Origin of the sequence: Lactobacillus johnsonii ATCC 33200 (assembly GCF_000159355.1) — a bacterium.
GTDB lineage: Bacteria > Bacillota > Bacilli > Lactobacillales > Lactobacillaceae > Lactobacillus > Lactobacillus johnsonii.
In genome coordinates this window covers 92,400-107,676 of the sequence record NZ_GG670122.1, presented here as the reverse complement: position 1 = coordinate 107,676, position 15,277 = coordinate 92,400, and the positions used below count along the sequence as shown (strand labels likewise).

The 15,277-nt window shown below is 33.3% G+C and carries 12 protein-coding genes and 1 pseudogene; 5 read left to right on the top strand and 8 right to left on the bottom strand.

What is annotated here, in order from left to right:
* Positions 1–8: 8 nt before the first annotated feature.
* Complete coding sequence (locus HMPREF0528_RS08225) at positions 9–2,075, top strand: PTS sugar transporter subunit IIABC (RefSeq protein WP_004896579.1); 2,067 nt, start codon at positions 9–11, stop codon at positions 2,073–2,075.
* 73 nt (positions 2,076–2,148) lie between these two features.
* Here the strand turns inward: HMPREF0528_RS08225 and HMPREF0528_RS08220 are convergent.
* Together HMPREF0528_RS08220 and HMPREF0528_RS08215 are read right to left on the bottom strand one after the other, a co-directional pair.
* Positions 2,149–2,913 (bottom strand): annotated as a pseudogene (locus HMPREF0528_RS08220) (exodeoxyribonuclease III).
* Between the two features lie 110 nt (positions 2,914–3,023).
* On the bottom strand, positions 3,024–3,383 hold the full coding sequence (locus HMPREF0528_RS08215; RefSeq protein ID WP_004896576.1) for a hypothetical protein: 360 nt from the start codon (positions 3,381–3,383) through the stop codon (positions 3,024–3,026).
* A gap of 103 nt (positions 3,384–3,486) precedes the next feature.
* On the opposite strand from HMPREF0528_RS08215, the gene HMPREF0528_RS08210 reads away from it, so the two are divergent.
* Together HMPREF0528_RS08210 and HMPREF0528_RS08205 are read left to right on the top strand one after the other, a co-directional pair.
* The gene (locus HMPREF0528_RS08210; RefSeq protein ID WP_004896575.1) at positions 3,487–3,702 is read left to right on the top strand and encodes a hypothetical protein; all 216 of its coding nucleotides are present in this window, start codon (positions 3,487–3,489) and stop codon (positions 3,700–3,702) included.
* A 42-nt stretch (positions 3,703–3,744) separates the two neighbouring features.
* The gene (locus HMPREF0528_RS08205) at positions 3,745–4,395 is read left to right on the top strand and encodes a histidine phosphatase family protein (RefSeq protein ID WP_004896574.1); all 651 of its coding nucleotides are present in this window, start codon (positions 3,745–3,747) and stop codon (positions 4,393–4,395) included.
* A 150-nt stretch (positions 4,396–4,545) separates the two neighbouring features.
* Here the strand turns inward: HMPREF0528_RS08205 and HMPREF0528_RS08200 are convergent, their stop codons facing one another.
* From HMPREF0528_RS08200 to HMPREF0528_RS08185, 4 genes are all read right to left on the bottom strand, one after another.
* A complete protein-coding gene (locus HMPREF0528_RS08200) occupies positions 4,546–5,451 on the bottom strand; it encodes a zinc-dependent alcohol dehydrogenase (protein ID WP_004896573.1) in 906 nt (301 codons plus the stop codon).
* Between the two features lie 175 nt (positions 5,452–5,626).
* The gene (locus HMPREF0528_RS08195; RefSeq protein WP_004896572.1) at positions 5,627–6,091 is read right to left on the bottom strand and encodes a TetR/AcrR family transcriptional regulator; all 465 of its coding nucleotides are present in this window, start codon (positions 6,089–6,091) and stop codon (positions 5,627–5,629) included.
* Between the two features lie 180 nt (positions 6,092–6,271).
* The gene (locus HMPREF0528_RS08190; protein ID WP_004896571.1) at positions 6,272–8,134 is read right to left on the bottom strand and encodes an FtsX-like permease family protein; all 1,863 of its coding nucleotides are present in this window, start codon (positions 8,132–8,134) and stop codon (positions 6,272–6,274) included.
* 19 nt (positions 8,135–8,153) lie between these two features.
* Complete coding sequence (locus HMPREF0528_RS08185) at positions 8,154–8,900, bottom strand: ABC transporter ATP-binding protein (protein WP_004896570.1); 747 nt, start codon at positions 8,898–8,900, stop codon at positions 8,154–8,156.
* Between the two features lie 239 nt (positions 8,901–9,139).
* Here HMPREF0528_RS08185 and HMPREF0528_RS08180 point away from each other — a divergent pair, with 239 nt between their 5' ends.
* Complete coding sequence (locus HMPREF0528_RS08180) at positions 9,140–10,588, top strand: APC family permease (RefSeq protein WP_004896569.1); 1,449 nt, start codon at positions 9,140–9,142, stop codon at positions 10,586–10,588.
* Between the two features lie 780 nt (positions 10,589–11,368).
* On the top strand, positions 11,369–12,649 hold the full coding sequence (hflX, locus tag HMPREF0528_RS08175; protein WP_004897990.1) for a GTPase HflX: 1,281 nt from the start codon (positions 11,369–11,371) through the stop codon (positions 12,647–12,649).
* 44 nt (positions 12,650–12,693) lie between these two features.
* Here hflX and HMPREF0528_RS08170 read toward each other — a convergent pair whose 3' ends face one another.
* Together HMPREF0528_RS08170 and HMPREF0528_RS08165 are read right to left on the bottom strand one after the other, a co-directional pair.
* Positions 12,694–13,902, bottom strand: coding sequence for a L,D-transpeptidase family protein (locus HMPREF0528_RS08170; RefSeq protein WP_004896567.1), 1,209 nt, complete (start codon positions 13,900–13,902; stop codon positions 12,694–12,696).
* Between the two features lie 103 nt (positions 13,903–14,005).
* A complete protein-coding gene (locus tag HMPREF0528_RS08165; RefSeq protein WP_004896566.1) occupies positions 14,006–15,103 on the bottom strand; it encodes a C40 family peptidase in 1,098 nt (365 codons plus the stop codon).
* Positions 15,104–15,277 lie beyond the last annotated feature (174 nt).

The window sequence follows — 15,277 nt, the reverse complement described above, 5'->3', positions numbered from 1 at the left end:
GCGTAATCATGTCTAAGAAATTTTCTCATATTGGCCAAGCCTTCTCACAACTAGGGCAAGCCTTTATGCTTCCAATAGCTATTTTACCTGTAGCCGGCTTACTCCTAGGGCTAGGCGGAGCTTTAACCAATAAAGCTGCCGTTACCTCTTATCCTTGGCTTAATCAAGAATGGCTTCAAACAATTCTAAAGATAATGAATTTTGCAGGAAGTGCTGTTTTTAATAACTTAGCTCTTATTTTCTCAATTGGTTTAGCAGTTGGTTTAGCAAAAGGGGATAAGGGAACTGCTGGCTTAGCAGGTGGCGTTGCCTATCTAGTATATACAGCTACAATCTCAGGACTGCTCCAACTATTTTCACCTAAAAACACTATTGATACAGGAGTATTAGGGGCAATTGTTATTGGATCAGTTGTTGCCTACCTTCATAATCACTATCGTAAGGTAGAATTACCACAATTTTTAGGCTTTTTTGGTGGTTCAAGATTTATTCCTATTATTTCGTCTTTAGCTGCGATTGTCATTGGCGCCATCTTCTTCATTATTTGGCCTCCAATTCAAAGCGGTTTAACCAGTGCTGGCTACGCAATAGCTAAAATGGGAAGTTTGGGAAGTTTTCTATATGGCTTCTTGCTTCGCTTAACTGGAGCAGTTGGTCTACATCACACAATTTATCCAATGTTTTGGTACACAGCCCTAGGTGGCACTGCAGATGTAGCTGGTAAAACTGTTGTTGGGGCTCAAAATATTTTCTTTGCTCAATTAGCTGATCCTAATCACCATGGTTTGTTTACTTACGGTACTAGATTTTTTGCTGGGCGCTTTGCAACTATGATGTTCGGTCTTCCAGGCGCTGCTTTAGCAATGTACCTTTGCTTACCTAAGAGAAACCGGAGGACTAACGGTGGTCTATATCTTTCAGGTGGTTTAACCTCATTTTTAACTGGTATTACTGAACCAATTGAATATACTTTCTTATTCGTAGCGCCTTGGTTATATGTTATTCATGCTTTTCTTGATGGATGTTCATTTTATGTTGCTGATATTATGAATATTAGAATCGGGAATTCATTCTCTGGCGGTTTAATTGATTATCTTCTCTTTGGTGTCTTACAAGGAAAAGATAAAACTAATTGGCCAAATGTCTTAATTATGGGAGTTATCTGGTTCTTCCTTTACTTCTTTATTTTTACTTTTTGTATTAAAAAATTCCATGTTGGTATTCCAGGGATGGTTGTAGAAGAAAATCAAGATGCTGAAAAAATTATGTCAAACAGCCCCAAGACTGACGACAAACTATACAACGAATCTTGTGAGATTATCACTGCTCTTGGCGGTTTAGAAAATATTGAAACTGTCTCAGCTTGTGCAACCAGATTGAGAGTTTCTTTAAAGGATAATAGTTTAGTTAATGATGATGTATTTAAAATGTTGGGCGCTCCTGGAGTATTAAAAGTTGCCGGTGGTGTTCAAGCTATTTTTGGTGGAAAAGCCGATCTATATAGTCAAGAAATTAATGACATTATCGCCCATCCAGATATGCAGCCCGTGAATAATCCACAAGTGAATAAAGTTCCTAATTCTCAATCAAATTCTGTGCATAAGTCGGAAGAGGTTATTTTCAAGGCACCTGTCAAGGGAACTTTTGAAGATATATCTCAAGTTAATGACGAAGTATTTTCACAAAAGATGATGGGTGAAGGATTTGCAATTAAACCAGAAAATGGAAAAATTTATAGTCCGGTTACCGCTACAGTCGTATCAATCTTTAAAACAAAACATGCTGTAGGTCTTAAAACCGAATCTGGTTTAGAAGTTATGCTTCATCTTGGAATAAATACTGTTGAACTAGAAGGTAAGCCATTTACCTTAAAGGTAAACGAAGGCGATCAAGTAACTCCAGAGACGCAGTTAATTGAAATGGATCTAAAACAAATTGAAACTGCTAAAAAAGATCCAACAGTTATGACTCTTATTACTAATAGTAGTGAAAGAGTTGAACAAATCGAAGATATCGTTACAAGTGGACAATTAGTCGAGGCACATAATGATGTCTACTCCGTAACTACTAAATAACTTTAATCCCTCTATAAACAAAAAATGTACTCAAGCTTCTATTTTCTTGAGTACATTTTTTGTTTTTCTATGTTTATCTAGTAGTAATGTCTACATCCAATTCAATTGGACAGTGATCTGATCCCATAATGTTACTTAAAATCTTAGCATTAGTTAATTTATCTTCCAAATTATTCGATACTAGGAAGTAATCGAGTCTCCAGCCAAGATTTTCTGCCCGAGCTTCCTTATCACGATAGCTCCAATAAGTATACTTAGCTTCATCTGGGTGGAAGTAACGGAAAGTATCAATAAAACCAGCATTTAACAATTCAAAAACTTCTTTTCTTTCAATACCAGTAAATCCTGGACGGTGGTGGTTATCATCTGGTTCAGCTAAATCGATTCTCTCATGAGCGACACTCATATCTCCACCAATAATTACTGGCTTGTATTGCATTAATTTAGTAACGTAATTTCTAAAAGTTTGTGCCCATAATTCTCTGAAGTCTAATCTTTGAAGCTTTTCTCCTAAAAATGGTACTTGAACATTAATAAAGTAAAAGTTTGAAAACTCTAAAGTAATGCTTCTTCCTTCACCATCAACTTCTGGAACATCGAAGCCATTAGCCACAGTAATTGGTTTTTCTTTTGTAAATACTGCAGTATCGGCATAGCCCTTTCTTTCAGCATAATTCTAATATTGATAATATCCTGGTAAATCAATTTTTACTTCATTTGGCTCAACACGAGTATCTTGTATTCCAAAAATATCTGCATCTAAATCAGTAAAAGTGTTAACAAAGCCATGACGTAAAGTAGCCCGTAAACCATTTACATTCCAAGACATAAATTTCATAATAATTCTTCTTTCCATCACAAAATAATAGGTCTTATCAACTCAATTGTACAAACTTAATTCCCATAGATGAAATATTTCGACCTAAAAAATCGGATTAACTATTTAAGCTAATCCGATCTTTTCTTATCTTGTTTTAAATGCCAAACAAAGAATCCAATTCCAATTACTAATGCTAAAATTCCAGTCCAAATTAAACCAGCATAAAAGCCGCCAATAATTCCTAGAATTCCAGCAACAATCATCATCGCTAAGCCAGCAATATCACCGCCTAGCCCATCACTATTTTCAGTTGAAACATAAACAATACCGCTGGCCATAAACAGACCGCAAAGGAGAACTCCAATAATTCCTGCTACCATGTTTTTCTCAGCAATTATCCCCAAGAATCCACCTAGTAGTCCCTGAATAAATAGCCAAACTGAATAGACAATCATTAAAATTCCAATTACTAATTTTGTAACTCTCATAAAAACCTCTCTTCTTTCACCTATTAAGTTAATATACTTAGGCCGAATATTCAAAATTTTTGATACAATACTTCTATGCTACAAATGAAAGACACAAAACACAATGAAAATATTTGAGTTTATTGGATTAAGTATTTATTTATTGCTAATTGCGATTTTAATAGTTCGTCAAGTTAATGTAAGTCGTAATTTTAGAAATAATAAAATTGATGAAGAAACACATCAGAAATTAACTAAAAGAAACACAATTTTATTAGTTATAGTAGGCATTTTACTGATTTTATTTTTATATACACCGTTTAAAATTTTGATTTTTTAGATTTGTTATAATGTAAATTAGTGTTATTCAAGGAGTTTATAAATGAAGAGAATTTATATTGTTCGTCATGGTCAAACTTATATTAACCGCTACGATAAAATGCAGGGTTGGTGTGACACACCCCTAACTGATGAAGGAATCCAAGGTGCAAAGGATGCAGGTAAAGCCTTGAGTGAAGTTCCTTTTGATATTGCTATCTCAAGCGACTTAAAAAGGGCTAGTGATACTTGCGATTATATTATTAATGAAAACTGTAACCGAGATGAGTTGCAACACATTGCAACACCTTTTTTTAGAGAACAATTCTATGGCTTCTTTGAAGGGATGAATTCAGACGAAGCATGGCGTATGATCGGTGGACCTCACGGTTATCCAAGACGAGATAAACTACTTAAAGAAGTAGATATCAACACCATTAAAGACTACATGAAAGAAGCAGATCCATATCACGAAGCTGAAAATGCGGAAGAATACTGGAATCGCGTTGATAAAGGCTTTGACTTAATCAGCCAATTAGATGGAGCTGAAAATATTCTTCTTGTTACCCATGGCTTTACAATCAGAAGTATTGTTTCTCGTTTTGCTCCTGGAGAATATAATTTAGCTCATGGTCCAAGAAATGCATCAATTACAATTATGAATATGACCGACAAAGATATGAAGATTACTTCCTACAATAAAATGTCAGTTTAAATTCCATATTTATAACCAATAAAACCGTTGAATCTTACTAATAAAACTAGTTGATTCAACGGTTTTGTTGTATTCAAAATATCACTTAATTAAAGATTACTATTCTCACTATCATTTTTCGCTTACCCTAATATTTTATTTGAATATTCATTACTTTTCCGGATCGGTAGCATTTTTAATGGTAGAAACTAGTTCTTCCCACGGATAAATCTTAGTCACCATTTTTGAGATATCTTTTTGATTTTCCTTTAAAATATAAAAAACAATGGCAACGTCACTTGGTCGATAACCACCTGAGCCAATTAAAGACTGTGAAGCAAAGATCATCCCCAAAAGATTAATATCCTTCGGATTATTATCAACACCTACCATGACAAAACGGCTATCAATTATTTGGCTATCAAGAAAATCTTGTAAAAAATCGGTAATGCCAATTGCGTCAATCGTAATATTAATATTAGGCTGATTTTCCTTCAAACTATAGCCTTTTCCAAAACAATCGAGTTGTGTCTGTTTAACATTATCTTTCAATGTATTAACTACACCACATCCAAAACTTTTAGCTAAATCAAGGCGATAGTCACTTCGATCAGCAACCATAACTTTACAGCCAAAGTGTCTAATAGCAAAAGCGGCTGCTAAGCCAATTGTTCTCGCTCCCAAAACATAGGCATTCTCTCCTGCTTTGGGATGAGCTCGCTTAACTGCTCTTGTAGCCACAGTAAAAGGTTCTGTTAAGGCTGCTACTTCATTTGAAAATTCTTCCGGTACCAAATACAAATTATGATTTAACTTAGCATTCTTAATTAATAAGCACTCAGTAAAACCTCCTAGTGTACCGGCTTTTTGAGGACTATTTGCCGCAAAAACTGGATAAGGATAAACACGTTGTCCTACCTTAAAATCTTTAACTTCCAATACAACTTCAGCTACCTCTGATACCATTTCGTGACCGAATTTTTCACCAATTGAAATTTTATGTCCGGTTCCCGTTCCATGCTTATAAACAGCAATATCAGAGCCACAAATGCTAGCGTTAATATTTTTGATTAACACATCATTTGGGCCAACTTTCGGCTTCGGTACTTGTGTTAATTCAATCTTTTCTTTTCCTTGATAAAGGGCTGTTCTCAGCTTATTTTTCCTTCCTTTAATTTATTTCTTGCTTTGATTATAGGTAGATAAGAGTAAAAAAATAACCAACACTTTTTGAAAAAATGTTGGCTGTTTTCTAATTTTTATAAACTTGAAATCCTAATTGATCCAATTTGTTAATAACTAATTTGTTAATATCTTCAGGACTAGTTTGACAATTATCCTCAATCCAAGTGGCAAGATCTGCACGAATTCCCGCCTGAATAAAAGCAATATCATATTTATTGACATTAGTAGGATATCGAACCCATTTTTTAAAGTTATATTGGTTAGAAAAATGCAAATCTAGTGATAAACGAAAAAATAATTGATATATTTTCGGATTAGCTTGTATCCTCCTAAGCATTGTTAAAAAAGTTTGATCTTGATATCTCTTTAAGTCATCTTCATATTGCTTAGCTACATAATCACGCAATTGATCAATCATATCATAAATATCTTCATAATTATCATAGAAAGTTGAACGATTAATATGGGCTAGCTTACAAATTTGCGTTACCTTTAGTTGATCGACTTTTTTTGTTCTTAATAATTCAATCACTGCATCTTGAACAGCTTTTCGCGCTTATTTCATTTTCTTTTGCTCAGTCATTTATCTCACCTCTTTAAAATCTTCAATCAGACTATCAGAAACTTTGTAGATTTACTTATATCTCTACCTAAATTAAAAACACTTGAATTGGATGACTCAAGTGTTTTTAATAATATCAAATATAATATTTTAATCTTCTTTTTGTAAAACAATATGTTGATATAAAACTACTGTTAATAAGTAGTAAAGTACGTAAAGAACTCCGAAAATAGTGAATGGAATCCAAAGTTTGTCGTAAGTGTTCATCCCTAAAATAGACTTGAATAATTGAAGTCCAAATAAAACGTCAACTACTCCTAAGGCAGCAGGTAAAGCAAATAAAATTCCAATTTCTTTTGCAATAGATGCTTTTAAGAGGCTCTTTCTTGTTCCAACCTTCCAAAGCATTTGGTATCTTGGTTTATCGCTGTTTGCTCCAGATAAAACTTTGAACATTAATGTTGAAGCAAGCATTGCTAAAAATGCTAACCCTAAGAAGAAGCCCATAAATTCAAAACCAGAGGTCATACTTGAAACTAAGCGATATTGTGCTGATTTAGAATTGGAGAGATTTACATTAATTGCGTCTTTATCAACTTCTGGTGAACTCATCATTTGAGTTGCTGATAAGTTTTGGAGTTTCTCAATATTATTAAAGTTACTTCTAAAATTGTTAACTCTTAAAAGCTCAATTCTATTTACTTTAGCCTTAACTTGATTATATTGAGTTTCTGGTACAACTCTAGCTTGAGCATCAATATATGGAGTTAAAGATACTAACTGATATTGTGCTGCATTAGCATCAGTCTTATTCTTAAAATCACTTGCTTTAATACGTCGAGTATCATAATGATTCATATCGTTTTTTCTTGAATAATGTTGATACATGATCTGATTATTCTGGATTTGATTTTCTGGAATATAAAGTACTCTAGTTTTTTCTTTTCCTTTACCTCCTACCACCATCTTATAGTCAAACGTTGTAGTAGATTTTACAGAAACTTTCTTTAATTGATTATCTACTTTTTTATTATGACCATACAGAACTACATCATAATAGGTACTTTGCATTGACTGCTCAGTCATATTATTAAAGTTCAATCCAACAGTAATTGCTCCTAAAGCAAGAGCAAACAATAATGATACAGTAGATAAAATTCGAGTATAATCGCTCAATCTAAACTTAAGTTGTCCTAAAGTGAAGGAATGTAACTTCTTATATTTGTAAGCTAAGTTCTTACGAAGTAAATCAATAATTGCTGTAAAGAAGGAATCAAAAGTAAAGTAAGAACCAAAAACAATTGTAAAGAAAGCTATTGGAATAGTTTTTGTTCCTAATTTTGCTGCATGCATCATTGCCCAATAACCAATAGCAAGTAATGCAATTCCTAAAATTGCTTCAATAAATTTCCATAATTTATTTCTATGTAATTTAACCGGTTTTTGATCTTCATGAAGTAAGTTAATCACGTTTGACTTAACTAATTTATGACGATTCCAAAAAGCTGCTAAGAAGAACAGAATTGCAAAGAAAGCTATTGTCCAAAGTAAGGCTGGTAAGTAGAAACCAACAAATTTATGAATTTGCAATCCTAGCTGGGAAATCAACACACTAGAAACTTCCTGTGTTAATCCAACACCTAAGACTGTACCCAATAAGGTAGCTAGCAAGCCAACAACAAGAGTTTCGGCAAAGATTAATCTTCCAATTTTACTTGTTCTAGCTCCTAGCATCATATACATCCCATAGTCTTTTTGTCTCATACTAAGCAAAAAACTATTGGCATATACAATATAGACAAAAGTGATAATAGAAAGTAATACAATTCCAAAACCAAAAACAATTTGGGTAATTTTAAAAGCAATACTTAGTGAACCCTTTAAGAAAGCTGGGTTTGTAGCTAGAGTCATGAACATATAAAAAATGGCACTAGCAAAAGTTAAGCCTGAAAAAAGGACTAAATAGTCTTTGAACCGGATTTTAATCCCGGTTAATGATAATTTCCAAAGCATAATTATTTCCTTTCTATTCTTAACGTCTACCTAATTCAGCAATAATTTCTTGATAAAATTCTTCTCTACTTTTACTATCTTTTTTAATTTCTTTTCTGATCTTACCATCTTTAATAAAAAGAATTCGACTAGCATATGAAGCGGAATATGGATCGTGAGTAACCATTAAAATAGAAACTCTATCATTTTCATTTAGACCTTTCATTGTTTCAAGTAATTCAGTAGCACTCTTTGAATCAAGTGCCCCAGTTGGTTCATCTCCATAAAGAATAGCTGGTTCATGAACTAATGCACGCGCTGCTGCAACACGTTGTTTTTGTCCACCAGAGATTTCTGCTGGATATTTATTTAAAATATGATCAATTCTTAGTCGCTTAGCAATTTTATCCACTTTAGGATTAATCTGACTGCTCTTTACATTTTGAAGTGAAAGAGGAAGAGCAATATTTTCACGATTTGTTAGATTTTCTAATAGGTTAAAATCTTGAAAAATAAATCCAATTTCTTGACCGCGGAAGTCTGCCATTTGATTTTTATTTAAGCCAGTAATATCGCGACCATTAATGTATACATTTCCAGTTGTAGGTTGATCTAATGTAGATAAAATATTTAACAAAGTGGTTTTACCAGAACCAGATGCACCCATGATTCCAACAAATTCACCACGTTCCACATCAAAGCTAACGCCCTTTAAAGCTTGGTATTGTTTTTCACCTTTTTTACCATAAGTCTTAGTAATATTTTGAACTTGAACTACTTCACTCATTTTGGCTCCTCTTTTTGTTATAGTGTATTACGAATCTGTTACACTATATAATACAGACACCGTGCAAAAAAGTAAAGCTTGTTTTTTAATTTTTTTATCTTTTCTTCTTGTATAATAGAAACCGTGATTATAAATAAAATGTGAAATGAGGTATAGAATGCAGGGAAGCTACTTCTTCAACCCACCTCCTAAATTTAGATAAATGATAATAGTATAGGATTTTTAGGGGGAAAATATTTTTGGATACTTTTGATGAAGCACAAAAACGTAAAAAACTAACTTGGCCCGTGATTGCCTTAATGGACTTTGTTACAGTTATTGGTTTTGATGACATTATCTATAACTTTCAAAATCAAGGATTAGCTGTAGTTAGTGACTGGATATTACTGTTAATTCTATTTGTAGTTCCATACGAATTAATCGTCGGACAACTAGGAGCTACTTTTTCAGATGATGGCGGAGGCTTATCTTCTTGGTTAAGACACACCTCTGGCGATCGAATGGGATATATTACTGCTTGGTGCTACTGGGTAGTTTCACTACCATATTTAGTTGATGTAGCTAATTCAACAGTTGTTTCTTTTGCATGGCTTTTTAAAGGACATGCATTAAGTGACAAAGAAATGAGTAATTGGGCTTTTGCCTTATTTACGGCAATTATTTTTGTCATCTTTATATTCTTCCAACACCGATTTGCTAACTCGCTACAATGGTTATCTATCATCGGTGGTGGTGCCATGTTTATCATGACCATTCTTTTTGTAATTATGACTATCGTATATTTGGGTGAAGGCCGCCGAATTGCTACTCAACCCTTCCACTTCAAGAATTTCTTACCAACTTTTGATATGAAATTCCTAATGTCATTAGGATTATTAATTTTTGCCATGAACGGGGCTGAATTTGTTGCTCCTTATGTTACTGAGATGAAAGATGGACCTAGAAACTTCCCTAAAGCAATGTACATGCTAGCAATCATGACAGGTTTTCTAACCATCTTTGGTTCATTTGCACTAGGCGTCTTCTTTAATGCACATCACTTACCTGACGACTTAAAGATGAATGGTTCTTATTATGCCTTCCAAGCCATGGGGGAAAAATTCGGTATGGGGAAATTTTTCTTATACACTTTCATCATTACCCAAGCTCTTTATATGCTAGCCCAACTAGCTGTTTTAGTTGATGGTGGTGCTAGAATCTTCTTATCAGATACTGCCAAAAAATACTTACCAAAACAATTAACTAAAACTGATAAGAATGGCTTACCAATCAACGGATATTGGTTAACAACAGGAATTTGTTCTGTACTTCTATTTTTGAGTGCTACTCTTCCTTCAGTGAATGATATTTTTAATCAGTTATTAAACTTAAACGGAATTGTTTCTCCGTACGTTACTGGATTACTCTTCTGGGCATTTATTAAAATTAGACTTCACCCAGAAAAATTTCCATCTCAATATGTTTTCATTAAGAATAAAACATTTGCTGTTATTGTCGGCTGGTGGTGTCTAATTATTACTGTTACCGGAGCAACCTTTGGGATCGTGCCAATCGATGCTAAAGCCGGATCATCTACTTGGTGGCATATGTTAATCTTAAATATTGTTGAACCGCTTTTGATGATCGGTTTAGGTGTGCTCTTACCATTAATTGCTAAGTGGCAAAGAAAAAGAGAAAAACAAAATTAAAACAAAAGCCAAATCATTAGTAGATTTGGCTTTTATTATAGTTTAATAACATAACAATATATGGAAACATTTTATTTACTATTCTTGTATTAAGGTCTTATATTTATAAATGAAGGTAGTCTTCATAGAGAAGTAATAAATAACATATATCTATTACTATTACTTTATATAAATATTTAGTAATTATATCAAGAAGAAGTTTTTGATATTCTGAATCATAATAATCATTCACTATTTTCACTACTTTTTCCCATCTATAGTTCAATAAAATTAAAAATAGTGAAAGTTATTTTTAGTAAAAATACAGTTTAACTAAATTCTTCAGGAAGCTGAAATATATTTTAATGTATAGCTTCAGTTTAAACTATGTATTACAAAGATAATAAATTTGTCACCCTATATACCCTTAAGTCGTGAGCTTTCCTATTCCCCCATAATTGTATGACTTAAGTGATTTTCCTAATTAACTACCTTTGATACAGTCAGTTTAATTTCATTTACAAGTATAAAATTTATTATGATTTCAGGATAACAACTATATATTCCACTCATATTTATGTGCACGGTTAATTAAAGTAATTATCTCTATTCGGATATTACCGTGTTCAAATATCCTAAAGGTCACTTCGTTTTTCGGAGTGGCCTTTTTTGTGTCAAAATTGATTTTTATTTAAAAAGAAATTATAATTTTCATACTATCAAATAAAGGAATGGTTATGATGATTTTTTAAGTTATTAACTCTACGTAGAAATACTATTTTTTGAAAGCAGGTGAATTATTTGATCGACAATCAACCAAAAAAAATTAAAGCATTTATTGCGGGCGTAAATTTAAATGATCCTAATTTTGACTATTATATGACTGAACTAAGAGAATTAGCCCTTGCCAACAACCTAGATGTTGTTGGTCAAGCAAGTCAAAAGGCTGAAAATATCGTTGCGGGAACATATTTTGGTGTTGGTAAACTTAATCAAATTAAAAATATGGCTCGAGAATTACATGCTAAAACTTTAGTCATTAATGATGAACTTTCACCAACTCAAATTAGAAACATTGAGAGCATGACAAAACTTAAAGTGCTTGATCGAACTGAATTAATTTTAGAAATTTTTTCTAATCGAGCACGTAGTAGACAAGCTAAACTACAAGTTCAACTTGCTCGATTACAATATGAACTGCCTCGGCTTCATCCATCAGAAAATAATCTAGACCAGCAGCGTGGTTCTGGTGGTGCAAGCGGTGGTTTTGCTAACCGTGGTTCGGGTGAAACTAAGCTTGAATTAAATAGACGAACCATTGGTAAACAAATTAGTGCAATTAAAAAAGAACTAAAAGACATTAGCAAACAAGAAGAAATAAAATCTGCTAGACGAAACAATTCTCGTCTACCACAAGTCGCCCTCGTTGGCTACACTAATGCTGGAAAATCAACAACTATGAATGAGTTGTTGAATGTCTTTAGTGATGAAGCTTCTAAAAAGCAAGTATTTGAAAAAAATATGCTATTTGCGACTTTAGATACTAGTGTTAGAAGAATTGACTTAAAAGATGACTTAAGTTTTATCCTTTCAGATACCGTTGGTTTTATCTCCAAGTTACCTCATAACTTAATTGAATCATTTAAAGCTACTTTGCAAGAAGCCAAAGATGCTGACTTGATAATCAATGTCGTAGATGCTTCTGATCATAATATGGTTCAAATGATTAAAACGACACAAAAAGTTTTAGATGAGTTAAAAATTACCAATGTACCAATGATTACTGCTTATAATAAAGCTGACTTGACAGATCGCAATTATCCACAAATTGAGGGAAATGATATTTTATATTCGGCGAAAGATCCCGAGTCAATTAAGCAACTAGCTGATTTAATTGTTAAGAAAGTTTTTGATAATTACGAAAAGGTAAACTTGGTCTTACCTTTATCAGATGGTAAAAATTTAGCTTATCTTCATGAATATGGTCAAATTTTAAATGAAGATTTCAAAGATGACGGCGTTCATGTTACAGTAAGACTATCACCAAAAGATCTAGAAAAATTTAAAACTAAAACTGTTTAGCAAACAAAAAGACGTAGATTTTAAAATCTACGCCTTTTTTCATATTATTTATAAATAATTACAGCTTCGTTTTTCTCTACATTATCCCAAACTTTGGGAGCATCACTTGGTCTTAAGTTAACACATCCATAAGAACCATCATTTAAATAAGCTGTTTTTGACCAATTCTTTCGCCAGCTATTATCATGGAAGCCGCAACCTGTTAAGGTAAACGGCATCCAGTATTTAACATCAACCGAGTATTTCGAACCATCATCATTTGTTCCCTTTAAAACACTTGGAGATTCTTTATAGTGAATATACCAAACTCCGGTAGGTGTTTCTAGGTTCTTATGAGCAAGCTTAGTCTCCACTGTACCAGTAACAATTGTATCTAATGTTAATACACATTTGCCATTCTTATAGACCCACATCTTTTGATCAGTTAAAGAAACAACAACATAATTATTACCAATTCCATTATTGCTTAAACCATAACCAGTTCCATAGGTACTAAAACCTTCCCCATAGATATAATTCTTTCCATTAAGTGTTTGAACATCATTAGCTAATGCATTCTCAATACCAGCTAATAATTTCTTTTCATTAATAGCCCAGCCATAGCTTTCATTCTTAACCTTCGTAACTTGACCGTTTGGAAGCTTGAAATCATAAGATTTGTGAAGAGTAGATACTTCTTTGTTAATGCTGTTAATTTTATCTTCTAGAATTTTTGTATCTAAAAATACATACTTATTATTTCTATATGATACATTTGGAAATACTTCTGCCCTTTTAAATACGAAAGATTTGCCATTTACAGTATATTTTACTTGACGATCTTTAATCTGATTTAATTTATCCTTTGCCTTTAATAAAGCATCATTTTGAAAATTCCATTTCTTTCGGCTAGGGTAGCGAGTATGTTGAATTTCAAAATATGATTGAACTTCTTTACTCGTAATTACTTTATTACCGGTCTTCTTCAATACGACTTTATCTCCCTCTAAAATCGCATCATTTTTTGCTTTTTCATTTATTTTTGCAGTAGCCTTTTTGACCGTTAGCTTTCCGACAGGAATATCATAAATTACAACATTCGGATTAAAGTGGGTAGAATTAAATTTTTCTGCTTCAGCATTTCTTTTAGACTGAATATGACCAAAAATTAACCAACCTATTAAAATTATTATTAAGCCAATTAAAATACCTATTAGCCACTTACGATAGTTATTTGTGGGAAGGGTATTTTTTTCTTCGTTTTTATTATTCATTAAAAATACCTATTTCCTTAAAAAAGTTCTTTTAATTATATCATAAAAAAGAAGGTTAATCTTCTGATTAACCTTCTAAAATAACTATCTTTATTTCAATTAATTAGTTTACACGAATTGCGTAATCTGGCATGAAGTAACTTGAGATAGAAGCTTGAGTTACGTTTTGACCTGGTTGTGGTGCGTGTACGTATTGGTTGTTACCTACGTAAATAGCATCGTGGTAGTCACCCCACATTAAGATGTCACCAGGTTGTGCTTGGCTAACAGAAATGTGTTGACCTGCACCAGCTTGTTGGTAAGTAGTACGTCCAACGTTCTTACCAGCTTGGCTGTATGCGTATTGAACTAAACCAGAGCAGTCGTATGCGTTAGGACCAGTTGCACCCCATACGTAAGGCTTACCAATTTGTGATTGTGCTGCGCTAACTACAGTTTGTGCAGTACTGCTGTTTGATTGAGTTGAAACTTGTGGCTTAGCAGTTTGAGTAGTTGCTGCTTGACTTGAAGCTTGTTGAGTTGGTTGAGGTTGTTGTTGTGCAGGCTTAGCAGCAGTGTTGTTTTGTGCAGGTGCAGTGTAAGTAGTGTTTGATTGAGTTGAAGCAGTAGATACTTGCTTAGTAGTTGCTGCAGTATTAGTTTGTACGTAGTTAGTTTTAGCTGAAACAGTAGTAGTTGCAGTTTGTTGTGCAGGTGCTGCAGTATTAGTTTGTACAGGTGTAGTAGTTGCAACAGATGCAGTGTTAGCAGTTGTAGTAGCTGCTTGTTGTGCGTTGTTAACGTTTGCTGCTGGAACTTGACTTACAGCAGTAGCAACTGCAGATAAATCAGCAGTAAATGCGATTGGAGCTTCTTCTTCAACATTGTCAGATGAAATCCATTGGTTTCCACCTAAGTTGTACCAAGTTTCACCCTTAACAGTCTTAACTTTCTTGTATGTCTTCCAACTTGATTGGTGTGGTAAGTACTTACCAGTTTGTTGCTTACCATCTTCGTAGCTGTTCCAAACAGCAATACTTTCACCAGTCTTAGAGTTTACCTTTACGACACCAATTTCTTTTGCAGGTGCTTGAAGAGTAGAAGCTTGAGCAGTACCGTTAAAAGATAATGAGTTTAATTTAGCTGCACTTAAAGTTGCGATACCTGCAACAGCGAATGAAGCAGCAGTTGTAAATTTGATTACTTTAGATTTGATAGTCAAGGGTTATTCCTCCATAAAATTCATTTTCTTAATTATCAACATAGCCGTCATTAATTAACTAAAAAGTTATACTATGTGTCTCTTTTTTTAATTGACAACGGTTATTGTAGGGCATAAATATTACAGCCCTGTTACAAAGCTAAATCATTGTCGTTACATTTAGCTTATTATCAA

What these genes read in the sequence shown, in the direction of transcription:
- HMPREF0528_RS08205 (WP_004896574.1), top strand. Translation starts at nt 3,745, where the DNA reads ATGAAGAGAATTTATATTGTTCGTCATGGTCAAACTTATATTAACCGC.
- HMPREF0528_RS08170 (WP_004896567.1), bottom strand. Translation starts at nt 13,902, where the DNA reads ATGAATAATAAAAACGAAGAAAAAAATACCCTTCCCACAAATAACTAT.
- HMPREF0528_RS08185 (WP_004896570.1), bottom strand. Translation starts at nt 8,900, where the DNA reads ATGAGTGAAGTAGTTCAAGTTCAAAATATTACTAAGACTTATGGTAAA.
- HMPREF0528_RS08210 (WP_004896575.1), top strand. Translation starts at nt 3,487, where the DNA reads ATGAAAATATTTGAGTTTATTGGATTAAGTATTTATTTATTGCTAATT.
- HMPREF0528_RS08190 (WP_004896571.1), bottom strand. Translation starts at nt 8,134, where the DNA reads ATGCTTTGGAAATTATCATTAACCGGGATTAAAATCCGGTTCAAAGAC.
- HMPREF0528_RS08225 (WP_004896579.1), top strand. Translation starts at nt 9, where the DNA reads ATGTCTAAGAAATTTTCTCATATTGGCCAAGCCTTCTCACAACTAGGG.
- HMPREF0528_RS08215 (WP_004896576.1), bottom strand. Translation starts at nt 3,383, where the DNA reads ATGAGAGTTACAAAATTAGTAATTGGAATTTTAATGATTGTCTATTCA.